Source organism: Mesorhizobium sp. RCC_202 (assembly GCF_041355295.1).
GTDB lineage: Bacteria > Pseudomonadota > Alphaproteobacteria > Rhizobiales > Rhizobiaceae > Mesorhizobium.
In genome coordinates this window covers 18178-41348 of sequence record NZ_JBFUPO010000014.1, presented here as the reverse complement: position 1 = coordinate 41348, position 23171 = coordinate 18178, and the positions used below count along the sequence as shown (strand labels likewise).

The 23171-nt window shown below is 63.4% G+C and carries 25 protein-coding genes; 12 read left to right on the top strand and 13 right to left on the bottom strand.

Annotated elements, in window-relative coordinates:
- Positions 1 to 42 precede the first annotated feature (42 nt).
- Positions 43 to 2142: a S9 family peptidase gene (locus AB6802_RS26275; protein ID WP_371013114.1), complete on the bottom strand. Its 2100-nt coding sequence runs from the start codon at positions 2140 to 2142 to the stop codon at positions 43 to 45.
- Between the two features lie 109 nt (positions 2143 to 2251).
- Here AB6802_RS26275 and AB6802_RS26270 point away from each other — a divergent pair, with 109 nt between their 5' ends.
- On the top strand, positions 2252 to 2620 hold the full coding sequence (locus tag AB6802_RS26270; protein WP_371013113.1) for an SH3 domain-containing protein: 369 nt from the start codon (positions 2252 to 2254) through the stop codon (positions 2618 to 2620).
- A gap of 409 nt (positions 2621 to 3029) precedes the next feature.
- Positions 3030 to 3455 (top strand): MucR family transcriptional regulator, encoded by a 426-nt coding sequence (locus AB6802_RS26265; RefSeq protein ID WP_371013112.1) that lies wholly within the window; start codon positions 3030 to 3032, stop codon positions 3453 to 3455.
- A gap of 143 nt (positions 3456 to 3598) precedes the next feature.
- On the opposite strand, the gene AB6802_RS26260 is transcribed toward AB6802_RS26265, so the two are convergent.
- Both AB6802_RS26260 and AB6802_RS26255 read right to left on the bottom strand, forming a co-directional pair.
- Positions 3599 to 4027: a SufE family protein gene (locus AB6802_RS26260; RefSeq protein WP_371013111.1), complete on the bottom strand. Its 429-nt coding sequence runs from the start codon at positions 4025 to 4027 to the stop codon at positions 3599 to 3601.
- A gap of 171 nt (positions 4028 to 4198) precedes the next feature.
- Positions 4199 to 4591: a DUF5330 domain-containing protein gene (locus AB6802_RS26255; protein ID WP_371013110.1), complete on the bottom strand. Its 393-nt coding sequence runs from the start codon at positions 4589 to 4591 to the stop codon at positions 4199 to 4201.
- Positions 4592 to 5145: 554 nt separating this feature from the next.
- On the opposite strand from AB6802_RS26255, the gene AB6802_RS26250 reads away from it, so the two are divergent.
- The 3 genes from AB6802_RS26250 to AB6802_RS26240 all read left to right on the top strand — a co-directional run bounded on the left by AB6802_RS26250 (position 5146) and on the right by AB6802_RS26240 (position 8073).
- Complete coding sequence (locus tag AB6802_RS26250) at positions 5146 to 6888, top strand: sensor histidine kinase (protein ID WP_371013109.1); 1743 nt, start codon at positions 5146 to 5148, stop codon at positions 6886 to 6888.
- Positions 6863 to 7651 (top strand): peptidoglycan-binding protein, encoded by a 789-nt coding sequence (locus AB6802_RS26245; RefSeq protein WP_371013108.1) that lies wholly within the window; start codon positions 6863 to 6865, stop codon positions 7649 to 7651. Before AB6802_RS26250 ends, AB6802_RS26245 begins: the two co-directional genes overlap by 26 nt.
- A gap of 74 nt (positions 7652 to 7725) precedes the next feature.
- The gene (locus AB6802_RS26240) at positions 7726 to 8073 is read left to right on the top strand and encodes a DUF1491 family protein (protein ID WP_371013107.1); all 348 of its coding nucleotides are present in this window, start codon (positions 7726 to 7728) and stop codon (positions 8071 to 8073) included.
- A gap of 5 nt (positions 8074 to 8078) precedes the next feature.
- On the opposite strand, the gene AB6802_RS26235 is transcribed toward AB6802_RS26240, so the two are convergent.
- The gene (locus AB6802_RS26235; RefSeq protein ID WP_371013185.1) at positions 8079 to 9104 is read right to left on the bottom strand and encodes a DUF2336 domain-containing protein; all 1026 of its coding nucleotides are present in this window, start codon (positions 9102 to 9104) and stop codon (positions 8079 to 8081) included.
- Between the two features lie 196 nt (positions 9105 to 9300).
- On the opposite strand from AB6802_RS26235, the gene AB6802_RS26230 reads away from it, so the two are divergent.
- Positions 9301 to 9489 (top strand): hypothetical protein, encoded by a 189-nt coding sequence (locus AB6802_RS26230; RefSeq protein WP_371013106.1) that lies wholly within the window; start codon positions 9301 to 9303, stop codon positions 9487 to 9489.
- A gap of 22 nt (positions 9490 to 9511) precedes the next feature.
- Here AB6802_RS26230 and AB6802_RS26225 read toward each other — a convergent pair whose 3' ends face one another.
- The 4 genes from AB6802_RS26225 to AB6802_RS26210 form a co-directional block, all read right to left on the bottom strand.
- Positions 9512 to 10060, bottom strand: a complete 549-nt coding sequence (locus AB6802_RS26225) for a DUF1254 domain-containing protein (RefSeq protein ID WP_371013105.1) — start codon at positions 10058 to 10060, stop codon at positions 9512 to 9514.
- A complete protein-coding gene (locus AB6802_RS26220; RefSeq protein WP_371013104.1) occupies positions 10053 to 10637 on the bottom strand; it encodes a DUF1214 domain-containing protein in 585 nt (194 codons plus the stop codon). Before AB6802_RS26220 ends, AB6802_RS26225 begins: the two co-directional genes overlap by 8 nt.
- A 171-nt stretch (positions 10638 to 10808) precedes the next feature.
- Positions 10809 to 12965: a transglycosylase domain-containing protein gene (locus AB6802_RS26215; RefSeq protein ID WP_371013103.1), complete on the bottom strand. Its 2157-nt coding sequence runs from the start codon at positions 12963 to 12965 to the stop codon at positions 10809 to 10811.
- A gap of 159 nt (positions 12966 to 13124) precedes the next feature.
- A complete protein-coding gene (locus tag AB6802_RS26210; RefSeq protein ID WP_371013102.1) occupies positions 13125 to 13754 on the bottom strand; it encodes a TetR/AcrR family transcriptional regulator in 630 nt (209 codons plus the stop codon).
- Positions 13755 to 13867: 113 nt separating this feature from the next.
- On the opposite strand from AB6802_RS26210, the gene AB6802_RS26205 reads away from it, so the two are divergent.
- Together AB6802_RS26205 and AB6802_RS26200 are read left to right on the top strand one after the other, a co-directional pair.
- On the top strand, positions 13868 to 16279 hold the full coding sequence (locus tag AB6802_RS26205; protein WP_371013101.1) for an FAD-dependent oxidoreductase: 2412 nt from the start codon (positions 13868 to 13870) through the stop codon (positions 16277 to 16279).
- 117 nt (positions 16280 to 16396) lie between these two features.
- Complete coding sequence (locus AB6802_RS26200) at positions 16397 to 17950, top strand: trimethylamine methyltransferase family protein (RefSeq protein WP_371013100.1); 1554 nt, start codon at positions 16397 to 16399, stop codon at positions 17948 to 17950.
- Between the two features lie 4 nt (positions 17951 to 17954).
- Here AB6802_RS26200 and AB6802_RS26195 read toward each other — a convergent pair whose 3' ends face one another.
- The 3 genes from AB6802_RS26195 to groES form a co-directional block, all read right to left on the bottom strand.
- A complete protein-coding gene (locus tag AB6802_RS26195; protein WP_371013099.1) occupies positions 17955 to 18119 on the bottom strand; it encodes a hypothetical protein in 165 nt (54 codons plus the stop codon).
- A 134-nt stretch (positions 18120 to 18253) separates the two neighbouring features.
- Positions 18254 to 19882 (bottom strand): chaperonin GroEL, encoded by a 1629-nt coding sequence (groL, locus tag AB6802_RS26190; protein ID WP_371013098.1) that lies wholly within the window; start codon positions 19880 to 19882, stop codon positions 18254 to 18256.
- Between the two features lie 114 nt (positions 19883 to 19996).
- Entirely contained in the window at positions 19997 to 20362 is a 366-nt protein-coding gene (gene groES, locus AB6802_RS26185; protein WP_371013097.1) for a co-chaperone GroES, read from the bottom strand.
- Positions 20363 to 20610: 248 nt separating this feature from the next.
- On the opposite strand from groES, the gene AB6802_RS26180 reads away from it, so the two are divergent.
- The 3 genes from AB6802_RS26180 (at position 20611) to AB6802_RS26170 (ending at position 21678) form a co-directional block, all read left to right on the top strand.
- Positions 20611 to 20874, top strand: coding sequence for a hypothetical protein (locus AB6802_RS26180; RefSeq protein WP_371013096.1), 264 nt, complete (start codon positions 20611 to 20613; stop codon positions 20872 to 20874).
- The gene (locus tag AB6802_RS26175) at positions 20871 to 21137 is read left to right on the top strand and encodes a DUF1488 domain-containing protein (protein WP_371013095.1); all 267 of its coding nucleotides are present in this window, start codon (positions 20871 to 20873) and stop codon (positions 21135 to 21137) included. Before AB6802_RS26180 ends, AB6802_RS26175 begins: the two co-directional genes overlap by 4 nt.
- A 154-nt stretch (positions 21138 to 21291) precedes the next feature.
- The gene (locus tag AB6802_RS26170) at positions 21292 to 21678 is read left to right on the top strand and encodes a DUF3168 domain-containing protein (protein ID WP_371013094.1); all 387 of its coding nucleotides are present in this window, start codon (positions 21292 to 21294) and stop codon (positions 21676 to 21678) included.
- Between the two features lie 61 nt (positions 21679 to 21739).
- Here the strand turns inward: AB6802_RS26170 and AB6802_RS26165 are convergent, their stop codons facing one another.
- Together AB6802_RS26165 and AB6802_RS26160 are read right to left on the bottom strand one after the other, a co-directional pair.
- Positions 21740 to 22126, bottom strand: coding sequence for an ester cyclase (locus tag AB6802_RS26165; protein WP_371013093.1), 387 nt, complete (start codon positions 22124 to 22126; stop codon positions 21740 to 21742).
- Between the two features lie 42 nt (positions 22127 to 22168).
- The gene (locus AB6802_RS26160; protein WP_371013092.1) at positions 22169 to 22561 is read right to left on the bottom strand and encodes a RidA family protein; all 393 of its coding nucleotides are present in this window, start codon (positions 22559 to 22561) and stop codon (positions 22169 to 22171) included.
- Between the two features lie 257 nt (positions 22562 to 22818).
- Between AB6802_RS26160 and AB6802_RS26155 the strand changes: the two genes are divergently transcribed.
- Positions 22819 to 23118 carry a hypothetical protein gene (locus tag AB6802_RS26155; protein WP_371013091.1) on the top strand — a complete coding sequence of 100 codons (300 nt, stop codon included), beginning with the start codon at positions 22819 to 22821 and terminating at the stop codon, positions 23116 to 23118.
- Positions 23119 to 23171: the final 53 nt, after the last annotated feature.

Here is a 23171-nt window from a genome sequence, read left to right as displayed (position 1 = left end):
CGCATTGCGTAACGCGCGCGCCTGGCAATTGCGAGTGGAAAATCAGGCCTTGCCGGTCACTTTCAAGGCATAGGCGTAAATGTAGGCGATCTCCTCCAGGCGCGAGAACCGGCCCGATGCGCCGGCATGGCCGGAGTCCATGTTGATCTTGAACAGCACCGGCTTGTCGCCCGCCTGGCGCTCGCGCAGCTTGGCCACCCATTTCGCCGGTTCCCAATAGGTGACGCGTGGATCGGTCAGCCCGGCCAGAGCCAGGATCGGCGGGTAGTCGAGCGCGGCGACATTGTCGTAGGGCGAATAGGCGGCAATGGTGTTGTAGTCGGCGGCGGACGCGATCGGATTGCCCCATTCCGGCCATTCCGGCGGCGTCAGCGGCAGGCTGGCGTCGAGCATGGTGGTCAGCACGTCGACGAACGGCACTTCGGCGACGATGCCGCCGAAATCGCCCGGCGCCATATTGGCGACCGCGCCCATCAGCATGCCGCCGGCCGAGCCGCCTTGCGCCACGATGCGGTCGTGTTGCGTGTAGCGCTCGGCGACGAGATGGCGTCCGCAGGCGATGAAATCGGTAAACGTGTTCATCTTGTGCGCGCGCTTGCCGTCGTCGTACCAGCCATAGCCCTTGTCCTTGCCGCCGCGCACATGCGCGATGGCGTAGACGAAGCCGCGATCGACCAGCGATAAACAATTGGTGTTGAACGCCGCCGGCACGGTGATGCCGTAGGAGCCGTAGCCATAGAGCAGGCAGGGCGCCGAGCCGTCGAGCGGCGTGTCGCGGTGGTGCAGAAGCGAGATCGGCACCAGTTCGCCGTCGGCCGCCGGCGCCATCAAACGGCGGGTGATGTAGTGGTCCGCATCGTGGCCGGAGGGCACTTCCTGCGTCTTCAGAAGCACACGCTCGCGCGTGCGCATGTTGTAGTCGAAGATCTGCGCCGGCGTCGTCATCGACGAATAGGTGAAGCGCATCGCTTCGGTATCGTATTCGTAAGAACCGGACAGGCCGAGCGAGAAGGCTTCCTCGTCGAACGAGATGAAGTGTTCTTCGCCGCTTGAACGCTCGCGCACGACAATGCGCGGCAGACCGTCCTTGCGCTCCAGCCTGACCATGTGATGCTTGAAGCCGAGCACCGACAGGATCAACCGTCCCGGCTCGTGCGGTACCAACTCCTGCCAGTTGGCGCGCACCGGGTTTTCGACCGGCGCGGTCATGATCTTGAAATCCTTGGCGCCGTCGGCATTGGTCAGGATGAAGAAGACGTCGCCGCCCTCTTCGAGATCGTATTGCAGCCCGGTTTCGCGCACCGCCACCAGCCTCGGCTGTGCGGTTGGATCGTTGGCGGGCAGCAGCCGGTACTCCGACGTCTCATGGTCGTTGATGCCGATCATGATCCAGTCATTGGCGCGCGTGCCGCCGACGTCCATGAAGAAGCCGTGATCGGTCTCTTCATAGATCAGCCGGTCGTTTTCGTGGCTGTCGCCGAGCGCGTGGAAGAACACTTTCGACGGTCGGTGGTTGTCGTCGAGCCGTGTGTAGAAGAAGCCGTCATCGCCGGCGTTCCACACGCCGCCGCCACCGGTATCGGGTATCTGGTCGGCGAGTTCCTTGCCGCTGGCAACATCGCGCACGCGCAAAGTGAAGAACTCCGAACCCTTGTCGTCGAAGGCCCAGAGCAGCTTCTTGTGGTCGGCCGAATGATCGACGCCGCCGAGCCGGAAATAGGCCTGGCCCTCGGCTTCCGCGTCGCCGTCGAGCAGGATCTCGTCCGCGCCGCCGTCGCGCGGCGTGCGGAAGTAGCGCGGTTGCTCGCCGCCTTGCCGGAACGACGAACCATAGGCGTAAGGGCCGTCCTTCATCGGCACGGTCGAGTCGTCTTCCTTGATGCGGCCCTTCATCTCGGCAAACACCTTGCCGCGCAGCTCCGCCGTGTCGGCCATCAGTGTCGCCTGATAGGCATTCTCGGCTTCGAGATGGGCGCGGATCCGGCTGTCGAGCAGGGAGGGGTCCCGGAACACCGCCTGCCAGTTGTCGGCTCGCATCCAGGCGTAGTCGTCGCTTCGCGTGATGCCGTGATGCGTATCGGAGACCGGGTGTTTCTCAGGGGCCGGCGGGCTCGCGATCGGGAAGGCTGAAGCTCGGGTCATTACGTCTCGCTGCGGAATTTGCTTGAATGGCGAATGAACGCGCCGCTCAGCGGTCGTTCAAGGGGTGGATGCGAAGTGGTCTACAGAAGCTAAGTTCAAGGGGGAATAGATGAAATCCTGTGCTCATATAGGCGTGGCCATCGCTGTTGCGGCGACGCCCCTGGCGTTTTCAGCCCAGTCTCATGCAACCGCATTCGCCGCCTGGCAAGTGGCGGGCGTGCCCTTCGGCGACACGCTCAATGCCCGCAAATACCCTTCCAATGCATCGCAGAAGCAGGCAGCCTATCCGAACGGCACGGTGCTGCAGATGACCGGACGCTGCACCGGCGGCGTGAACCTGCTCGACATCGCCGGCCAGCCGAAGGAGAAACAGCGCCAGACGATCCGCTATCGCTGGTGCGAGGTCTGGCATGGCCCGGCCCAGAACGACCATTTCGTCACCGGCTGGGTCTACGGCAAATACATCGCACCCTATTGAGGATTTCTATTGCCTTGCGGTTGGGCTGACACAGATATTCATGCGCGCCATGCACGGCAGGATTCCGGGCTGGCATAAAATGGGGGTGCAAGCATTGGCCAAGCATTGAGTACAGCGTGCTGTTGCGCCCGGATGTCTAAAGCGCGACTGACGCAACGTCAGGGTATGCCTTTCTGGCGGGAGAAATCTCGCGAAGTTACAGGGTGCACGAATTTTTGAAGCTGAATCAGCAATATTTGATGAATATCGGTGAATAGAAGTCAATAAGCGAATTGACTTACTTGCAACTCAGCGCCATGAAGATAACCGACGCGAATCGTCGGGCCTTTCCTGATGAAATTCGCGCGATGCCCGTTCCCAGAAAAAGGGCGCAGTTTTTAGAAACAACTCTCGTTGGGGCTTTAGAACTATGGAAATCGTCGAAACACCTTCGAAAAACGGTGATGCACTGATCGAGCTGACCGCCGATGTCGTCGCCGCTTATGTCAGCAACAACCCGGTACCGGTTGGCGAACTGCCGAACCTGATTGCCGATGTCCATGCCGCGCTCGGCCGTGTCGGTGGCGCGCCGGAGCAGCCGTCGGCCGAGAAGCAGAAGCCGGCCGTCAACCCGAAGCGTTCCGTGCATGACGACTATATTGTCTGTCTCGAGGACGGCAAGAAGTTCAAGTCGCTGAAGCGTCACCTGATGACCCATTACAACCTCACGCCGGAGGAATACCGTGAGAAGTGGGGCCTCGACGCTAACTACCCGATGGTCGCTCCCAATTATGCGGCTGCCCGCTCGCAGCTCGCCAAGAAAATGGGTCTCGGCCGCAAGCGCAAGGGCCGCTGAGAAAGTCAGTGCGTTTGCACTGACAAAGTCAGCGCCTCGCTGACAGATCAGCGCCTCGCTGACAAGTCAGCGCATCAAGCAGTTCGACGGCGCCCTTGTGGCGCCGTTTTGCTTTGGGATGTCCTGGATATGTTGGCCCCGGATCAGGCCGTCTGCTTCAACGCGGCTTCCGCATCGCGCTTGATGCGCTTGACCATCGAGCGCAGGCCGTTGGCGCGCTGCGGCGACAGGTGCTCGTCGAGGCCGAGCTCCTTCAGCGTCGCTTCGGCATCCGTCTTCTGGATCTCGCTTGCCGGCCGGCCGGAAAACAGTGCCAGCATGATGGCGACGAGGCCGCGCACGATATGAGCGTCGGAATCGCCTTTGAAGTTGATCACCGGGTCGGCGCCGGCGGCCTGTTCCGTGGTGAGCCAAACCTGGCTGACGCAACCCGGCACCTTGTTGGCCGCGGTGCGCTCCTCGTCGGGAAACGGCGGCAGGCTCTCGCCGAGCTCGATCACATAGCGATAGCGGTCTTCCCACTCGTCGAGCAGGGAAAAGTCGTCGCGGATGGTTTCGATCGAGGCGGTCATTGTCCCGCATATAGTGGCGCGGCGTTTCCGCGTCACGGAAAAAAGAAACGCCGCGGGCGTCGAGAGGTCGGACGGGCCCGCGGCGTAGAGCAATTCCAGGAAAAGTGCCTAGCGGTTTTCCGTCCGGAATTGCGCCAAAACCAAAGAGCCAAGTGAGTGGCTGGAAACGTCTTAGTTCTTGGCGGTCAACAGCACCGGGATGTTGACCTTGGCGGGCAGCACGATGTCCTCGACGGCGACGCTGCCGGTGGTCATCTTGGCCATATCGGCAACCTTCGTCTCGACCGCGCCTGCCTGCTCGGACTTGTCGTCGATCATGGCGGCGGCGATCTTGGCCGTTTCCTTGGCGCGAACGGTAATGGTGTACATGGCTGATTTGCCGGTCTCGCAGACGTCGGGCTTGCGCTCGCACAGGCCGGCGATGTCGCCCACCGCTTCGCGTGCCGCAAACAGTGCCTGGAGCGGTCCGACGCTCTGCTGGCCGTCCTCGCCGGGGCCGACCCCGAGCGGCAGCGCCAGAAGCACCAGCGAAAACCAGAAAGCCATCCTGATCAGAAAGCCCATCTTACTTGCCTCTCATCTGGGACGGATATGCATCCATCCGCAATGGATCATGCATCCACCGGCATGACCTCTTTTATGGGCACGATAATGGCACGGCCGCGCAAAGGACGGCTTGCGCGGAAGCCGCGAATTTTCCTCAAATTTTAGGCAAATTGGAAAGGAACGGGTTTTGGTTTCGGTTTGCCTCAAGTCTCATCGACTGCATTAACTTTATGATAACCATATATCCCACTGTTATTGAATGATTTTTCAAGAAAGCTGGGATAGCCGGCGTTCGTCTCTGACCCATCTCGGCACAGGCTTGCGGCTAACCCGCCGTTTACCATGCCGCCAACTCGGCGTGCATTGGCGGGCCGGCGCGACAATATTTGGCGGGGGCGGGGCGTTGAGCTGGTTAGCCTTATCCATTCCTTAAACGCTGGATGCGAGTTTCAAGCCAATTAATGAGTCACCTGCGAAGCAGGGCGTTTTCACGACCGGGTACGCGTGCGTTGAGTTCGATTACGGCCAGATACGTTCAATTGCCTGGCGCGGTCGCCGCCGGCTGCGAGCGCATGGTTCACCCGACTGTCACGGGTGAGGCCGAGCGCTTGCGCCAACGCCGCTTCATCGGCGTCATGCTGGCCGCCCCCTTCCTTGCCGCGGGCGCCGCGGTCACGCTGGTCACCTCGAGCCTGGGCGCGGCCGTCACGGTCGCCGCCATCTTCGCCGCTTTCGGCCTCTGCTGGTTTGCAGCACTTCTGGTCGCGGCGACCGGCCATGTGACGTTCGCCGGCCGGGTGGCGATCGTGCTGGGCGGCGTGGCGCTGGCCGGAGCCATCGCGGCGGCGGGCGGGTTGGCCTCGCCGGTCGCGTTGCTTGCCATCGCCTTGCCTGTCGAGGCCTGGTGGATCGCCGGATCGCGGCGCGCTGTCTTGTCCGGCGCGCTCGCAGCACTTGCAGCCATTCTGGTGCAGCCCTTTGCCGGCGAGGTCCTGCCGCTCGGTTCGACCGGCGTCGCGACATGGCACTGGCTGCTGCCGCTCGGCTGGGCATTGACGCTTCTGCCGCGCGCCGCCGCCTTGACCAATATGATGGTGCGCCGTCCGGCAGAGGTTTCCAGCGATCGCCTCGAGGATGTCATCGACGCGGTCGTGCTGCGCGTCAGCCTGCAGGGCGAGGTGCTGGACGCCTCAGTCAAGGCGCGTTCGCTGCTCAAACTGGCGCCGGAGCTTCTGCTCGGCACGGGCCTGTTCGACCGCGTCCATCTTTCCGACCGCGTCGCCTATCTCACCGCTTTGGCCGATATGCGCGAGGGCGCGCCGAAGCGCCGTCTCGATCTGCGTATCCGCCTGCCGCGCGAGAACGCCGGCAACGCCGACAATTTCCGGCCTTTCAGTCTGGACCTGATGCGCGGCGAACTGGATCGCGACGTCGTGACCCTCGTCCTGCGCGAAAATGACGATGTCGCGGCACTGCGCGATGAGCTTACGCAAGCCAGGGATGCGGCTGCCGCCGCCGAAGTGGCCAAGGGCCGGTTCCTAGCGGTGGTCAGCCACGAACTGCGCACGCCGCTCAACGCCATCATCGGTTTTTCCGACATGCTGCTGCATGAGATGTTCGGCGGCTTCAAGGATCCGCGCCAGAAGGAATATGTCGGCCTGGTGCGGGAATCCGGCCAGCATCTGCTGTCGGTCGTCACCTCGATCCTCGATGTCTCGCGCATCGAGGCAGGCGCTTACGCGACCGAGCTGGAGCCGTTCCGCTTCGTCGAGGCGGTCGACATGTGCCGCTCGATGATGCGCCCGCTGGCCGACGCAAAGAGCATCGTGCTTGCCACGCAGATCGCGGCCGATACCGGCGAGATCAACGCCGACCGCCGCGCCGTGCAGCAGATCCTGATCAATCTTGTCTCCAACGCGGTCAAGTTCACCCCCGACGGCGGCAGCGTCGTGATCGGCGCCAAGCGCGTCGGCTCGAGGCTGCATTTCTGGGTGAGCGATACCGGCATCGGCATCGCCGAGGAGGATTTCGCCAATCTCGGCAAGCCATTCATGCAGATCCAGAACGACTACACCCGCCGTTTCGAGGGAACCGGGCTTGGACTGTCGCTGGTCAAGGGGTTGGTGGCGCTGCACGAGGGCACGATGTCGATCGAGAGCGCGCCGGGCGAGGGCACCACGGTGACGATCGGCCTGCCGGTGAACGGGCCCAAGCGGCGCTCCGGCGCACCGGTCGGCGTGCTGGCCATGCCTGCTACGAAGCCGAAGGGGGACACAGATGGGGAGAGAAATGGCTCGCTCCGCAAAACGGCCTAAGGTGGTCGAACCCGAGCGCGGCGTCCTTGCCGAGGGCGCGGTCGCTGTCGGGCAGATGATCGCCAGCAATCCGGTTCTGGTCGGCGGCTCGACCGCTTTCCTGGTGACGCTGTTCTACGTCTCGGCCAACGCGCTGTGGTATCAGCCCTTTCCGCATGCGGGCGCGTTCTTCGCCACCCGCAGCATCGAGAATTTTCCGCACACGGTGTCGGACGAACCCGAAACCACCATCAACATCGTACGCCAGGCGCCGGCGCAGCCCACCGTCAAGCCGGATCCGGTCGTCCAGCAGGTGCAAGGCATCCTGAAGGACCTCAGTTTCTACGACGGCACCGTCGATGGCCTTACCGGGCCGGCAACCCGCAAGGCGATCCAGGCCTATCAGCTCAAGGTCGGCTTGCCGGGTTCGGGCGAGATCGACAACGCGCTGCTCGACCAGCTCGGCGCCAGGCAGACGACGGCCGCCATCCCGCATCCGGCGCCACGGCCGGCCGACGCCACTGTTACCGCATCCGCCAAGCCGGCGATCAATGCGGTCTCCGCTCCCGCCGATGGCGCGACCCAGTCGCCCGACGCCCGCATCGTCAAGATCCAGGCCGGCCTCAAGGCCTTCGGCAATGACGACATGCAGCTCGACGGGAAGGTCGGCGCCCGCACCAAGTCCGCGATCAAGGAATTCCAGGCCCTGTTCGGCCTGCCCGAGACCGGCGAGCCGGACGAGGCCGTCTACGTCAAGATGCGCCAGATCGGGCTGACGAACTAGCGCTCGTTGCCGCCGGCCATTCCGGTCCCCTTGTCGATGCTGTAAGGACCGGAGATGCCGTCCGGAACCTTCCCATGCGCGTGACCACCGATCTCTGGGTTTCGGCCCTTGTGCGCCGCGTCTTCGGCGCCGGCGGTTTCGCCGCCGTGGTCAAGCGCGGCGCCACCGAGGCGGGCGCGGTTTTCGTTTTGTCGCGCGGCCGGTCGGGCGAGGTCGCTCTTTACGGCCCGGCTCCCCAGACCAGCTACGATTCCGCCAAGCCGGACGACCGTTTTTTCACGCTTCTCGATACCAGCGAGGATGGCGCGGCCTTCGACTCGCGGCTGGAGCGGGAAAAGAAATTCGATCCCGACATCTGGGTGGTCGAGATCGAGGCTGGCACCGTTCCGGTCGAGGAACTGCTTACCGTGGCGAGCGACTAAACCGGTCAGGACGCCTTGAGGCTAGCGGTCGCGCTGTCGCTATTCGAGGCCTCGCGTTCGGCGTCGGCCGTGCTGGATGCCTTGCTGCGGATCGCCCGCGCCAGGGTCTCGGCCTTCCAGGCCCGCACCTTCTCCTGCGCCGCCTCATGATGCAGCAGCCGGTACCGGTCGAGGAACAGCCGGATCGCCTGCGGGTGCGGGAACTCGCCGGGATAGACGGCGACCGCGATCAGAAAGGCCCTGTCCTCGCTGAGGTCGAGCGCTCTCAGCGCCGCAAGCAGACCGGCGTAGCTTGACTGCTCGGTTACCGAGCGTGCCGTCGCGAAGTCGATTTCCAGAGTGTCGGCAAGAGCCGTCTGGAAGAAGGCGGCGTTGCCGGTCAGCGCCGTCTCGCGCAACTTCACAAAGGCCGGCTGGCCAAGGAACCTGTTGATGGCGGCGCCGTCTTCGGCCGGCCGCATCATCGAACGCAGCCGGCGCCGTGCATTGTCGGCCGCTTCGCCCGGCGCCGGACGGGTTTGCTCGACCGTTGCCGTGGGCTCCGGCTTCGCGGCGGGCTTCGGCTTGGCCGGTTGCAGCTTGGCGACCGTCTCCGGCGGCTTGGTGCGCACAAGTGTCGGCTTCTCCAGCACCCGGATCAGGTCGGCGATGGTCGGGTTGAGCTGCTTGCGGCGCGCGATCGCGCGCGCATGCGGCAGCCCGTGGCGGCCGATCAGCGCGATCAGGTCGATGTCGCTCAACGCCTTCGAGCGGGTGAGCAGGGGTGCTGCGATCTCGACCGGCTCTTCCGCCAGCCGTCGCACCAGGGCGGTCGGCGCGTATTCGCATTCGGACAGAGCCGCCGCGACATAGCGGCGGGACTCGACCGAGACGTCGTCGAACAGCGGCAGCGTCAGATCCTCGAGCTGGGCGATCTCGCGGCGTGAGGGGCGCGTCAGGCAGCAGAATGCCGACACGGCGGCGCGGAACAGCCTTTCAGCTTTTCCAGCCTCGGTCCGGATAGCGATTTGCCTGAAATCCGAAGATGACACGGAGGATACGCCCGACACTCGACACAATCCCGAACCGCTCAATCCGGCTGGCCGGTTTCGCGTCTCCAGGAAAAACAAACATCAAATTAGCCGCGATCCGTTAGCGCTCCGTTAACCCTCTAGGTTCCTTAATGAATATTGGAGGCGTTGCGTTGTGCTCCGGGAAAACCGAGAGAGGAATGCGCGAACCATGGGCATGGTCCTGTCATTTGTGCCGCGCGCGGCACCAGTAAATCGGGCAAGTCACGACACCACCACGGCGGCGGCGGTCATCATTTTCCCCGGCGTCCGCTATGAGCTGCGCCCGCATACCAGCGAAGCCCAGCCTAGCGGCAGCGGTGCGGACAAGCCGGGCTCGCCGCCACCTTCCACGCCGCATCACTGATCGGCTCGCCTTCTTTTTGGGATCAGTAATCCTGTAATTCGCAGGCGCTCTGCTCGAGGAAGCGTGACACGATCGGCTTCCAGCTTTCGTCCGGAACGAAGGCGCGCACAACGAATATGCCTTCCTCGATCGGCGCCTCGACGAAGATCGCGCCCTGCAGATCCTCCGGCAGATCGCGCCGCACGTCGATCATCTGCGCCGGCGTCAGCACCACCGTATCGAGCTTCTCGCCATTGGCGTTGTGGTCGTTGAAGGAATAGATGTTGTGGCCGTTGCGGTCGTAGACCGAGGCCGACCAGAACGGCACGTCGCCCGGCGCCTTGATCCGCACCAGCCCGTCGGCAAGGTCGAACCGGCAGGCGGCGGCATAAAACATCGGATCGACGGACTTCACCACCGGCGCGCCGCCGGCTTCGGCGTCCAGCCGGGTCATCCTGTAGAGGTCCGAGGCCATCGCCAGCCGCGACCAGGCATCGCGCTCGGAAAATTCCGGCACCAAAAACAGCACGGCGATGTGCACGATGCCGGCGCCGAGCAGTCCGAGGATGAGTGCGTGCAGCAGCCTACGCATTGCAGCCCGCCTTCAGGATGCGCGGCAGCGTCACGTCGGACAGGCCGGTGCTCGAAGCGATCGGCGTGTCGTAGAAGGTGAGCACGAAATACATCTTGCCGAAGCCGTTGGTGATGAGCCAGTTGCCGGGGGCGGGGCGGTTGCCGACGGAAATGACGACCGCATTGTCGGCCTGGCGCAGCACCTCGTAGGATTGCAAGGCGGCCTGCCTTGGCTTGCCGGTACCAATGACGCCGAGCGACTGATCGGCCGCATAGAGCGTCCAGAACCGGGCGGTCGGATAGCTGCCTTCGATCGTATAGGCGCATTCGCGCTTCAACGGCTCGCCGGCCTCGTCGCGCTCGGCGACGAAGGCAAGCCCTTCGGCCCGGCCGAGCGCCAGGACACCCTCGCGCGCCACACGCGCCTTCGAATAGGGGTCGGCGGCCAGCGAGCCCACATCCGGAAAGGCTGTCCATTGCCCGATACGGATGGCGCCGACGCCGTCCTGCGCATTGAGCGCGTACCATACGCTGTAGCCGCCAAGGCCGATGGCTATGGCAAGCGAGATGAGCGTGAGGAGGGCGGTCTTGAGCATGAAGGCCGGAAACAGAAGAAGGTTGCTCGGGATATCGCGGCGCGGGGTGCCGTGGCAAGCCGGCTTGCCGGCCTAATGCACGTCGCCCAGAAGTGTGCAGCGGTTCCGGGGCAACGACATGCATCAAAACAAAGACCTTGATGCGCGTCGTCACTTTTTGGGCGACACGCGTTAGAGCGCCGACAGTGTCTCCGGTGGCGCCGCGGCGTCAAGCATCGGTGCCGCTTGGAACACCTTTGTCATGTCCCGTAGCGTCTGCGTGGTGCGGGCCGAAAGCACCGGCGGCCGTTCGGCCGCTTCTTGCGCGGCCGCGGCGTCGGCCTCTTTCTTCGCCGCCTCTTCCGCCTTTGCCGCAACCTCGGGGTCGACGAACGGATGATCGATGCCGGGGATCGGCTTCAGGTCGATGTTCTGGTGCGCGTAGACCATCAGCCGCTGCCAGACCATTGCCGGCAGCGTGCCGCCGGTCATGTTGCGGGTCGGGGTGAAGTCGTCATTGCCGAGCCACACGGCTGCCGTGTAATTGCCGGTGAAGCCGACGAACCAGGCATCGCGGTAGGATTGCGTCGTGCCGGTCTTGCCGGCAACCACGATGTTCGGGATCTGCGCGCGCCTGGCCGTGCCCATCACCGGCACGGCGGCAAGCATCGTGTTCATCGACTTCAACGCCTGCTCGGACAGCACGCGATGCGGCGGCGGCGCGTCCTTGGTCCAGTCATAGACGACGTCGCCGGTGCGCGTGACGAGCTGCGTGATGCCATGACGGGAGCCGACGAAGCCGTTCTGGGCAAACACGCTGTAACCTGTCGCCTGGTCCATCACCGTCATGCCCGATGTGCCGAGCACCATGGTCTTGTGCGCTTCCAGCGGCGATTCGACGCCGAACGACTCCGCCATCGCCTTGATCGGCCCGATACCCAGATGGTCCTTGGCCAGCCGCACCGGCACCGTGTTGATCGATTTGGCCATCGCCACGATCAGCGGGATGTTGCCCGCCGATTCGCCGTTGTAATTGTGCGGCGACCAGTTGCCCCAGCTGATCGGCCCGCCGGAAATGATCGTATTCGGCGTGAAACCATGCTCCATCGCCGTTGCGTAGACGTAGGGTTTGAACGACGAGCCGGCCTGACGCAGCGCCTTGGTGGCGCGGTTGAACTGGCTGGCGCCATAGTCGCGGCCGCCGACGATGGCGCGCACCGCGCCATTGGTCTCGATCACCACCACCGCGCCCTCGGTGACGTTGTATTCCTTGCCGAACTGGCGAAGGTGGAACTCGACCGACTCTTCCGCGGCCTTCTGGATGTTGGCGTCGAACGTGGTGTGGGCGACCAGCGAATGCTGGCCCGGCTTGGCGATCTTCTTGACCTCGTCGAAGGCCCAGTCGAGGAAATAGTCGGGGCTCTTCTGCTCGCCGCGGTCGACGACATCGGCCGGGTGCAGGCGCGCCTGCAGCACCTGGCCTTCGGTCATGAAACCGGAATCGACCAGGTTGGAAAGCACGACGTTGGCGCGGGCGCGAGCGGCCGGCAGGTTGATGTGCGGGGCGTATTTGGTCGGCGCCTTGAACAGGCCGGCCAGCATCGCCGCCTCGGCAAGGTTCAAATCCTTCACGCTCTTGCCGAAATAGAAGTCCGCCGCCGCTTCGATGCCGAAGGTGCCGCCGCCCATATAGGCGCGGTCGAGATAGAGCTGCAGGATCTCCTTCTTGGAGAGATTGGCCTCCAGCCACAGCGACAGGAACGCTTCCTTGATCTTGCGCTCGAAGGTGCGCTCATTCGACAGAAACAGGTTCTTGGCGAGCTGCTGGGTGATGCTGGAGCCGCCCTGGACCACGGAATTGGCGCGCACATTCTCGAAGATGGCCCGCGACAGGCCGAGCACATCGATGCCGTAATGGTCGAAGAAGCGCCGGTCCTCGGTCGCCAGCACCGCCTTGATGACGATGTCGGGCATCTCGTCGACCGGCACGGAATCGCGCTGGATGATGCCGCGCTGGCCGATCTCGTTGCCGTAGCGGTCGAGGAAGGTGACGGCGAAGTCCCCCTGGTTGCGCCAGTCGCCGGTGGTGATATCGAACGCCGGCATGGCGAGTGCGAGCAGCACCACGAAACCGCCGGCGCCCATTGTGAAACCTTCGCTCAGCACCTCGACGATGGCGCGGCGCCAGCCATGCAGGCGGAAACGGCGCGAAAAGATGGTCGCAGCTTCCCAGAATTCGCGCGCTTTGAAGCTGATCTCATAGAGCGTTGAATCGAGCCACGCGTCGACGGCGAGCAGCGCAGAAGCGATCCGGCCTCTTCTCTTGCGTGGTTTCGAAGGACTTGCCATTGCGGAATTCCACCCTGGACGTCCCCGGCTGCCTCCACGGGCGTTTCAGGACCGTCTCGAGCGACTATTCATCCATTTCGAGCCCGCTCACAAGGGCGGCGAAGCCACACCACAAGAGTTGTTGATCGGGATTGCCACGGCCGTGAACGGCCAATGATGTCACCTGGCGGCGATGAAGCGCATGAAATGCGCTACATCCGCCTCGCTGGGCTCGAGGCCGGTGAAGGAGCGCAGATAGGCGGCGAGATGGCTGACGCGCGCCTCGACCGGTTCCTTGAGGTCGAGCACATAGTAGCCGATCTGCATGTAATAGAGCACGCGGGCCCGGATGAAGGCGTCCTCGCCGTCATAACCGTGGCGGCGGTACATGTCGCGGATGGCCAGCAGGCGCTCGTCGTCGGCCCGGTCGATCATGCGTCGCACGTCGTCCGAACGCCGCGCCCATTCGCGGACGGCAAAATCGAGCCGGGGATCGAACAGGCGCTCGTCTGCCCAGCATTCGAAGACGTTCATGACGCCCATGATGATGGTTTCAGCCGGGCGCAGCGCACGTTCGACGATCGCGTTGGTGTTGGTGTCGTGCCAATGGTTGAGCAACTGCTCCAACAGGTCCTGCCGGCTTTCGAAATACCAGTAGAAGCTCGAGCGCGACACGCCGAGCTTCTGGCCGAGCGACAGGATGCGCACGCTTTCGATGCCCTCGGCAATCAGCGTCTTCAACGCGATGTCGATCCAGTCCGCGCGGGTCACCTTGATGTTGCCGGGCGCTTCGGCCTGTGAGGCGGTCATGACGTCACAAGTGGCATGGCGCGAAGCGGCGTGCAAGCGCTCCGTACACAAGTGTCTAGACACATATGTACAGGAACTGTATGGTGCGAGCCTCCAACGAGAGGGAGAGGCTCGTGAAGTCACACTATCGCGCTGTCGTTATCGGGGGTGGCGTGGTCGGCGCCTCGGTGCTCTATCACCTGACGCGGTTCGGCTGGAGCGACGTCGCGCTCATCGAGCGCGCCGAACTGACGGCGGGCTCGACGTGGCATGCGGCCGCCGGCTTTCATGCGCTCAACGCCGATCCCAACGTCGCAGCACTTCAGGACTACACGATAAAACTCTACCGCGAGATCGAGGCCGAGTCCGGCCAGAATGCCGGCCTGCACATGACCGGCGGCGTCAACATGGCGAGCGACCCGCAACGCTGGGAATGGCTGAAATCGGCCTGGGCGGTGTTCCAGTCGGTCGGCATCGAGACCGCGCGGCTGGTGACGCCGGAAGAAATCAAGGAAATCTGCCCGATCGTCGATGTCAACGGCGTGCTCGGCGGCCTCTACGATTCCAACGAGGGCCATCTCGACCCCTATGGCACCACGCATGCCTATGCCGGCGCCGCCAGGAAACGCGGCGCCGATGTCATCTTGCGCAACCGCGTCGTCGAGCTGAAAGCGCGTGCCGATGGCGGTTGGGATGTCGTCACCGAAAAGGGCACGATCGTCGCCGAGCACGTCGTCAATGCCGGCGGCCTGTGGGCCAAGCAGGTCGGAAAGATGGCCGGCGTCGACCTGCCGGTGACGCCGATGGAGCACCATTACTTCGTCACCGAGGACATCCCGGAGGTGGCAGCGCTCGACAAGGAACTTGGCCTTGCCGTCGATCTCGACGGTTTCTCCTACCTGCGGCAGGAACGAAAGGGCGTGCTGCTCGGCGTCTACGAGCAGAACCCGAAACACTGGAACATGGACGGCGCGCCCTGGGATTACGGCATCGAATTGATCCCCGAGGATATCGATCGCATCAGCCCGGAGCTGTCGAAGGCCTATGAGCGCTTTCCGTGCCTGGCCAATGCCGGCATCCGCAAATGGGTCAACGGCGCCTTCACTTTCACGCCGGACGGCAATCCGCTGGTCGGCCCGGTGCGCGGCCTGAAGAATTACTGGGTCGCCTGCGGCGTCATGGCCGGCTTCAGCCAGGGCGGCGGCGTCGGCAAGTCGCTGGCCGAATGGATGATCTACGGCGAGCCGCAGGCCGACATCTTCGGCATGGACATCGCCCGCTACGGCGCCTTCGCCGCCAACCGGGAATATCTCGGACAAACCACGCGCCAGTTCTACGCCCGCCGCTTCGTCATGACCTTCCCCAACGAGCGGCTGCCGGCAGGCCGGCCGCTGAAGCGGCCCGGCGCCTATGACGGCATGACCGCCGCCGGCGCCGAGTGGACCGCTTCCTGGGGGCTGGAGATCCCGGCCTATTTCGCGCCGATGGGGTTCCGCGAGGAGACGACGCTGAAGCGCTCCAACGCTTTCGACATCGTCGGCGACGAAGTCCGGCAGGTCCGCCGCGCCGCCGGGCTGGTCGATACCACCGCGTTCTCGCGCTACGCCGTGTCCGGCCCCGGCGCCGAGGCCTGGCTCGACCGGCTGCTCGCCTGCGGCTTGCCGAAGCCCGGACGCGCGAAGCTGGCGCCGATGCTCGGGGTCGACGGGCGCCTGAAGGGCGATCTCACCCTTATCAACTGGGGCGGCGGCGAATACTGGATCATGGGTTCATACTACCTGCGCGAATTCCATATGCGCTGGTTCGAAACCCATATGGCCGACGGCGTGACGGTCACCGATATCTCCGATGCGATGTCCGGCTTCCTCGTCACCGGCCCCAACGCCAGGACGATCATCGAACGCACCACGCACCGGGACGTCTCGGCCAAAGCCTTGCCGTTCATGGCCTGCGGCGAATTCGATATCGGCATGGTGCGGGCCCGCGTCGCGCGGCTCTCCATAGCCGGCGAGCTTGGCTTCGAGATCAACTGTTCCGCCACCATGCATTCGACCTTGCGCGAAACCCTGCTCGCGGCCGGCGACGATCTTGGCTTGGCCGAGATCGGTTATTACGCGCTGAACGCGCTGCGGCTGGAAAAGAGTTTCGGCATCTGGTCGCGCGAATTCACCCAGGGCTACACGCCCGGCCAGACCGGGCTCGACCGCTTCATCGCCTTCGACAAGGGCGACTTCATCGGCCGTGAGGCGGCGCTGAAAGAGCGCGAGGCGGGTGCCCGGCGGCGGATCGCGACGCTGGAGATCGATGCTGTCGATGCCGACGCCAGCGGCTTCGAGCCGATCTGGCATCAAGGCCGGCGCGTCGGTTTCGTCACCTCGGGCGGCTACGGCTATACGATCGGCCGGAGTGTCGCCCTGGCGTTGCTCGACGACGAATTCACAGGGGAGGGTACGGAGCTTTCCGTCCACATTGTCGGGGTCGAGCGGTCGGCGCGCGTTATTCCGGCCTCGCCCTATGACGCGCAAGGCAAGGCGATGCGGCAATGAGCATGATCCCGAAAAGTGGAAACCGGTTTTCGGAAAAGATCATGCTCAAACAAGAGGATAAGATGGAACGGGATGACGTTTCGAAGAAAAGTCATCCCGTTCCCAGGAGGGACGACCATGGTTGACGAGGCCGCACGCGATGTGAGGCGCGAACGCCGGCGGGGACGCACCGGCGAGGCAGGCTCGGAGTCGAGCCGCCATCCGAATTACCGCGCGCTGAAAAACCCGTTCCTGCCGCAGCCGATCTTTTCACAAGATCAGGTCGCCGCCATTCACGAAACGGCGCTACGCGTGCTGGAGGAACTCGGCATTAAGGTGCTCCTGCCCGAGGCGCGTGCGATCTACGCGAGGGCCGGCGCGCTGGTCGACGAGGACAGCCAGATGGTGAAGATCGGCCGCGACATCGTCGAGGCCGCCCTTGCCTCGGCGCCGCGCTCCATTCATGCCCGCGCCGGCGCCGGCCTGCGCGACCTGACGCTCGAACTCGGCTCCATGACGTTCCTTGCTGGGGCCGGCGCGCCCAATGTCACCGATCTCGAACGCGGCCGGCGTCCAGGCACGTTCGCCGCCTTCGAGGAACTGACCAAGCTGGTGCAGCATTTCGACGTGCTGCACATGCTTTGTCCTTCCGTCGAGCCGCAGGATATCGACACCCGCTTCCGCCACTATGCCGCCAACCGGGCGCAGCTGACGCTGTCGGATAAATTTCCCTTCGTCTTCGCGCGCGGCACACCGCAGGTGGACGACAGTTTCGAGATGATCCGCCTGGCGCGCGGCCTGTCGCAAGACGAGTTCCGCAACGGCGCCTATTGCTACACGGTCATCAACACCAACTCGCCGCGCCAGCTCGATATCCCGATGGCGCAAGGCATCATCGACTTCGCCAAAGCGGGCCAGGTCTCGATCATCACGCCCTTCTGCCTGGCCGGCGCCATGGCGCCGATCACCGTCGCCGGGGCGCTGACCTTGCAGCATGCCGAGGCGCTGGCTGGATTGGCCCTGGCCCAGATCGTGCGTCCAGGCGCGCCGGTGGTGTACGGCTCGTTCTCCTCCAATGTCGACATGAAGTCCGGCGCGCCGGCCTTCGGCACGCCCGAACACGTCAAGGCGACGCTTGGCGCCGGCCAGCTGGCGCGCTTCACCGGCCTGCCCTGGCGTTCCGGCGGCGGCAGCGCCGCCAACATCTCCGATGTGCAGGCAGCGCACGAGACGCAGTTCGCGCTGTGGGGTTCGGTGCTTGCCGGCGCCACCGTCTGCATCCACGCCGCCGGCTGGCTGGAAGGCGGCTTGAGCGTCTCCTACGAGAAGCTGATCACCGATATCGAGGCGCTGCAGACCGTCGCCGAATTCTGCGCTGTCACTCCTGGGGATGAAGATGCGATCGGCTTCGAAGCCATCGCCGAGGTGCAGCCGGGCGGCCATTTCTTCTCGGCCGGCCACACGATGGCGCGCTATCGAACCGCCTTCTACGAGCCGCTGGTGGCCGACTGGTCGAATTTCGGCAACTGGACGCAAAGTGGTTCGAAGAGCGCCACGGAACGCGCCACCGGCGTCTGGAAACGCATCCTTGCCGATTTCAAGGCGCCGCCATCCGCGGCCGCCACCGCCGGTGTTCTCGACGAGTTCATCGCCAGGCGCACCGAAGAGGGCGGCGCGGCACCGGTCTCGTGACGCATTACATCGGGCGCTTGTCGCCCGCCTTTTGCGGGTCCTGGCGTATTTTACCAGTATCAGTCAGTTTGTGCTTGTCGGCAGCAATCCTGCGGATGCGGTCGAAGGGGCTTTCTTCGGCCGGCTTGGTCTGCGGAACGCCATTTGGCTTCGGCCCGAACGTGATCATTTGTCGATCTCCCTGTCGTTGCTGACTGGTCTTTCTGACTGACGGAAATCCTTGGGGCGCGCCGGGAACCCCCGGCAGCCATTGTTCCGGTTATGCCCGTCCGGCTTTCTAGGGCGGGCATCTTAGCCGGTGGTTCAGTAGCCGCCCATGCCGCCGCCAGCGCCCGCGGGTGCTGCATCCTTGGCCGGGATGTCGGTGATCATCGCTTCGGCGGTGATCAAGAGGGCAGCGATCGAGCCGGCATCCTGCAGGGCCGTGCGCACCACTTTCGCCGGATCGACAATGCCGGCCTTGATCATGTCGACATAGACCTCGTTCTGGGCATCGAAGCCCTGATTGTGGTCCTTGCTGTCGGAGAGCTTGCCGACGACGATCGAGCCTTCCACACCGGAATTCTCGGCGATCTGGCGGATCGGCGCTTCGAGGGCCCTGAGCACGATCGAAATGCCCGCGGTCACGTCGTCATTGGCGCCGTTCAAACCGGCAAGTGCCGACCTGGCGCGCAGAAGTGCCACGCCACCGCCGGGCACGATGCCTTCCTCGACCGCCGCGCGCGTCGCGTTCAGCGCGTCGTCGATGCGGTCCTTCTTTTCCTTGACTTCCGATTCGGTGGCGCCGCCGACGCGGATGACGGCAACGCCGCCGGCCAGTTTCGCCAGCCGCTCCTGCAGCTTTTCCTTGTCGTAGTCGGAGGTCGTTTCCTCGATCTGCCCCTTGATCTGGGCGATGCGCGCCTGGATGGTCGCTTTGGTGCCGGCGCCGTCGATGATCGTGGTGGTGTCCTTCTCGATCAGCACGCGCTTGGCGCGGCCGAGCATCTCGAGGGTGACGTTCTCGAGCTTGATGCCGAGATCTTCGGAAATCATCTGGCCCGATGTCAGCACCGCAATGTCTTCCAGCATCGCCTTGCGGCGATCGCCGAAGCCGGGCGCCTTGACGGCCGCGACCTTGAGGCCGCCGCGCAATTTGTTGACCACCAGCGTGGCAAGCGCCTCGCCTTCGACGTCCTCCGAGATGATCAGCAGCGGCCGGCCGCCCTGCACCACCGCTTCGAGGATCGGCAGCATCGCCTGCAGATTGCCGAGCTTCTTCTCGTGGATGAGGATGTAGGGCTCTTCCAGCTCGACGCGCATCTTGTCGGCATTGGTGACGAAATACGGGCTGAGATAGCCGCGATCGAACTGCATGCCTTCGACGACGTCGAGTTCGGTTTCGGCGGTCTTGGCTTCCTCGACAGTGATGACGCCGTCATTGCCGACCTTGTCCATCGCCTTGGCGATCATCTCGCCGACGGTTGCGTCGCCATTGGCGGCGATGGTGCCGACCTGGGCGATCTCGGCCGACGACTTGACCTTCTTGGCCTTCGCCTTGATCTCGACGACGACGGCCGCGACGGCCTGGTCGATGCCGCGCTTCAAATCCATCGGGTTCATGCCGGCGGCGACCAGCTTGGCGCCTTCGCGCAGGATCGAGGCGGCGAGCACGGTTGCCGTGGTGGTGCCGTCACCGGCAAGGTCGTTGGTCTTCGAGGCCACTTCGCGCACCATCTGCGCGCCCATGTTCTCGAACTTGTCGGTGAGTTCGATTTCCTTGGCGACGGTGACGCCGTCCTTGGTGACGCGCGGCGCGCCATAGGCTTTGTCGATGATCACGTTGCGGCCCTTGGGGCCAAGCGTCACCTTGACCGCGTTGTTGAGGAGCTCGACGCCGCGCAGCATGCGGTCGCGGGCATCGGTGGAGAATTTGATTTCCTTGGCGGACATGGTTTTCATCCAGTTCGTATTTGGAGTGGATCAGTCGCCGCGCGGAACGCGCAGCGCCGTTGTCTGTAAAGGCCTGCAGCGTCCTTGCGCGTCCCGAAGGACACGCGGCGCTGATCAGGCAGCCTTCTTGGCGGCCGCGGTCTTGGCGGCGACAGTCTTGGTGGCGACAGTCTTCCCGGTGGCTGCCTCGCCTTTGTCGATGACACCCATGATGTCGGCTTCCTTCATGATCAGCAGGTCCTCGCCATCGATCTTGACCTCTGTGCCCGACCATTTGCCGAACAGGATCAAGTCGCCGGCCTTGACGTCGAGCGGCACGAGCGCGCCGTTTTCGTCGCGTGCGCCAGGCCCAACGGCGATGACTTCGCCTTGCTGCGGCTTTTCCTTGGCATTGTCGGGAATGATGATGCCGCCCTTGGATTTGATATCGCCTTCCGCGCGCCGGATGACGACGCGGTCGTGGAGTGGCCGGAATTTCATGGGAGCTTCTTTCTGGGGCCGTCATAGCCGGCCGCTGCCGCTCTTATAGACCCGTTGGCACTCGATAGATAGGAGTGCCAAAAATTATTCGTGCTCAAAATTAAATATTGAAAAGTATTATGCCGCTATCTGGTTTCGAAATGTCGGGAAGCGCCTAAATATTTCAAAAAATTGAATTTCAAGGCGAAAGTGACTATTTAACGCGTAAGTTCGATTCCACAATTTCAGGCACGAAGGAGGTCTAAGCGATGGCCGAAGGCAATCAGACTATCATGGAAAAAGCTGAGGCCCGTTTCATGGACAAACAGAAGAAGACGGCCGAGCGCAGCAAGGCGACCGCCGATTACGTATCCGAGGCGAAAGCCAGGGAGATCAAGACGGCAAGGCTCAGGGAGCTGCGACTGGCCAAGGAAGAGGCCGACCGGGTGGCGGAAGCCTTGAACCCGACCCCGAAGAAGAAGCGGGCGGCAGTCAAGAAAGCCGTCGCGGTACCGAAGGGAGCGAAGTCATGAGCCTTACATTTCCAAACCGTAGCCGCAGCTATGACGAGGCCGGCAGACGAATTCGCTTCGTCGGTCATGACGGCATGTTCCAGATTTCCTTCTCTGTCGCCGCCGATGCCATTTCCAATGCGCCAGCGGGAACGGCGACCGCCGAAGCCACCTATCTGGCGGCCTTCGACTCGGCTTCCGGCCCAATTCATGACGTCGCCAGCAAGGCCTACGCCCGCACGCGCAAGAGCATATATGTGCTGACCGCCGCCGATTTCGCCTGAATGGGATCACGGCGTCTTTTGGTTGCCGCGCGCTACCCGACAGATGTAGACGGTGTCCTGAGAGTGGCTGATCGCTGAGGTCTCGTGACCGGGCGCGGCAGCTTGAAGGTGGTTTGTTGGCAATGGACGGGAAATGACGGCGCCTGGGGATTTGATGCAAGCCTTGTTCCTGAGGTTGAAGAGCGATCGCTCGCTCTCGGCGCTGCTCGGCGGCACCGGGCTGCTCGAGCGCGCGAACGACAAGGCGGCTTTTCCGCACGTCACCTATGGCCGCACCAGCGCTTTCAATCTGGAAACCGGCGCCGACAACGACAATGATCAGCTCGTCACCTTCCATGTCTGGTCGAAGACGCAAGGGGAAGCCGAAACGCGCCTGATCATGGACAGTATCCGCACACGCCTCGACAGCGCGGCTTTTTCCATAGGCTCGCGTGCCCAGACGCGCCTGTCGCTGGAATTCGCCGAGGCCCGCTACGACGAGGACCTGGCCGTCCACCATGGGCTGCTGCGTTTTCGCGCGCTGACGCAGGAAAGTGCCTGACCGAGCATGATCCCGAAAAGCGGGAACCGGTTTTCGGAAAAGATCATGCTCCAACAAAGAGTCAAAGCTGCGCCTGGATTGCGGCCTTGTCGATGACCGACCAGACCTCGCGGATACGGCCATCCCGGAATTCGTAGAAGACGTTTTCGGCAAAGGTGACACGCTTACCGTGGACCGGCAGGCCGAACAGCACGCCCTTGGGATGGCAGTCGAAATGCAGGCGGACCGCCACCCGTGGCGGCTCGCAAACGAGGAACTCGATATTGAAACGCAGATCGGGGATTGCTGTGAAATCGCTTTCCAGCATGCCCCGGTACCCCTCCAGCCCGATCGTCTCGCCATTATATTGCACGGCATCTCCGACGAATCGGCCGAGATTGTCCCAATCCTGGTCGTTCAGGCACGCGATGTAGCCCCGGTAGACATGGGTGAGCTGATGGTCCGCCACGGTGCCCTCCGACTTTTCGAGAACTAGCTTCTGACGACAGGGTCAAATGACCGCTATCGCATCGACTTCTATAAGGTAGCCTGGGGACATTATCGCTACCCCGACCACCACATTCGCTGGTTTGTGATCTCCAAACAGCGAAATCTGCGCCTCTTCGAGGATAGGCACGTGTTCATCGCGCTTATAATCGACGATGTAGATTGTGATTTTGCAGACCTGCTCAGGTCGCGCACCTGCCGCACTGAGCGCTCGGCCGAGATTGCCGAACGCCAGGCGCGCTTGTGCGCAAAAATCTCCATGCCCAACGAGCTTGCCGTGTATGTCTTCGGGCTGCTGACCTGAAACGAATACCAGCTTGGATCCCGTCGCGACGACAACCTGCGTGTACATCTCTGGGATTGGCAGATCATGTGGATTGATGAGTTCGAGCGACATTAAAAGGGTCTCCCTGCTTCGTTCGACGGAAATGGCCATTGGTGATCACCGGAGGCTGCCGAACCGGGCATTCCCCGTATCCGAAAAGCGTAGCCGGAGCATCGATTTTCCGGTTATGATTCGCTGCCCGGCTTGAGGGAGCCAGGCGGCAGGATCACATTCATTCGTCTCGCGTTAAAGGGGGGTATGGCGGGCATGGGTTTCGGGTCACTCACCGTTCATTTCATGTTCAGCACACATGCGTTAGAACCGTGATCATGAAAAACCTTGGTCCCCATCTCCGGACAGCAGGGCTGGCGCTTGCAGCAGCCGGCCTCTTTGCGTCGCAGGCGACAGCCGTGCCGGTCATGGAGCCGTCGGTCGATCAGGCGATCGTGCTGGCCGCAGGCGACTGCTATGCGATCGGCCAGCAGGTGGCGGAGCAGAATGGCGGCACCTTGGCCAAGGCATCCCAGGCCAACCGAGGCGGCCAGCAGGTCTGCGTCATCGTCGTGCTGGTGCCCGGTAAGGATGGCCAGCGTCCGCGCCGCTCGGAGATCGTGGTTCCGGCAGGCTGACGCTCGCGATTCCCAGGCCATCGGAATCGGCCTATAGCTTTACCCTCAACAGG

What these genes read in the sequence shown, in the direction of transcription:
- AB6802_RS26275 (WP_371013114.1), bottom strand. Translation starts at nt 2,142, where the DNA reads ATGACCCGAGCTTCAGCCTTCCCGATCGCGAGCCCGCCGGCCCCTGAG.
- AB6802_RS26270 (WP_371013113.1), top strand. Translation starts at nt 2,252, where the DNA reads ATGAAATCCTGTGCTCATATAGGCGTGGCCATCGCTGTTGCGGCGACG.
- AB6802_RS26265 (WP_371013112.1), top strand. Translation starts at nt 3,030, where the DNA reads ATGGAAATCGTCGAAACACCTTCGAAAAACGGTGATGCACTGATCGAG.
- AB6802_RS26260 (WP_371013111.1), bottom strand. Translation starts at nt 4,027, where the DNA reads ATGACCGCCTCGATCGAAACCATCCGCGACGACTTTTCCCTGCTCGAC.
- AB6802_RS26255 (WP_371013110.1), bottom strand. Translation starts at nt 4,591, where the DNA reads ATGGGCTTTCTGATCAGGATGGCTTTCTGGTTTTCGCTGGTGCTTCTG.
- AB6802_RS26250 (WP_371013109.1), top strand. Translation starts at nt 5,146, where the DNA reads ATGGTTCACCCGACTGTCACGGGTGAGGCCGAGCGCTTGCGCCAACGC.
- AB6802_RS26245 (WP_371013108.1), top strand. Translation starts at nt 6,863, where the DNA reads ATGGCTCGCTCCGCAAAACGGCCTAAGGTGGTCGAACCCGAGCGCGGC.
- AB6802_RS26240 (WP_371013107.1), top strand. Translation starts at nt 7,726, where the DNA reads ATGCGCGTGACCACCGATCTCTGGGTTTCGGCCCTTGTGCGCCGCGTC.
- AB6802_RS26230 (WP_371013106.1), top strand. Translation starts at nt 9,301, where the DNA reads ATGGTCCTGTCATTTGTGCCGCGCGCGGCACCAGTAAATCGGGCAAGT.
- AB6802_RS26225 (WP_371013105.1), bottom strand. Translation starts at nt 10,060, where the DNA reads ATGCGTAGGCTGCTGCACGCACTCATCCTCGGACTGCTCGGCGCCGGC.
- AB6802_RS26220 (WP_371013104.1), bottom strand. Translation starts at nt 10,637, where the DNA reads ATGCTCAAGACCGCCCTCCTCACGCTCATCTCGCTTGCCATAGCCATC.
- AB6802_RS26215 (WP_371013103.1), bottom strand. Translation starts at nt 12,965, where the DNA reads ATGGCAAGTCCTTCGAAACCACGCAAGAGAAGAGGCCGGATCGCTTCT.
- AB6802_RS26210 (WP_371013102.1), bottom strand. Translation starts at nt 13,754, where the DNA reads ATGACCGCCTCACAGGCCGAAGCGCCCGGCAACATCAAGGTGACCCGC.
- AB6802_RS26200 (WP_371013100.1), top strand. Translation starts at nt 16,397, where the DNA reads ATGGTTGACGAGGCCGCACGCGATGTGAGGCGCGAACGCCGGCGGGGA.
- AB6802_RS26195 (WP_371013099.1), bottom strand. Translation starts at nt 18,119, where the DNA reads ATGATCACGTTCGGGCCGAAGCCAAATGGCGTTCCGCAGACCAAGCCG.
- groL (WP_371013098.1), bottom strand. Translation starts at nt 19,882, where the DNA reads ATGTCCGCCAAGGAAATCAAATTCTCCACCGATGCCCGCGACCGCATG.
- groES (WP_371013097.1), bottom strand. Translation starts at nt 20,362, where the DNA reads ATGAAATTCCGGCCACTCCACGACCGCGTCGTCATCCGGCGCGCGGAA.
- AB6802_RS26180 (WP_371013096.1), top strand. Translation starts at nt 20,611, where the DNA reads ATGGCCGAAGGCAATCAGACTATCATGGAAAAAGCTGAGGCCCGTTTC.
- AB6802_RS26175 (WP_371013095.1), top strand. Translation starts at nt 20,871, where the DNA reads ATGAGCCTTACATTTCCAAACCGTAGCCGCAGCTATGACGAGGCCGGC.
- AB6802_RS26170 (WP_371013094.1), top strand. Translation starts at nt 21,292, where the DNA reads ATGCAAGCCTTGTTCCTGAGGTTGAAGAGCGATCGCTCGCTCTCGGCG.
- AB6802_RS26160 (WP_371013092.1), bottom strand. Translation starts at nt 22,561, where the DNA reads ATGTCGCTCGAACTCATCAATCCACATGATCTGCCAATCCCAGAGATG.
- AB6802_RS26155 (WP_371013091.1), top strand. Translation starts at nt 22,819, where the DNA reads ATGAAAAACCTTGGTCCCCATCTCCGGACAGCAGGGCTGGCGCTTGCA.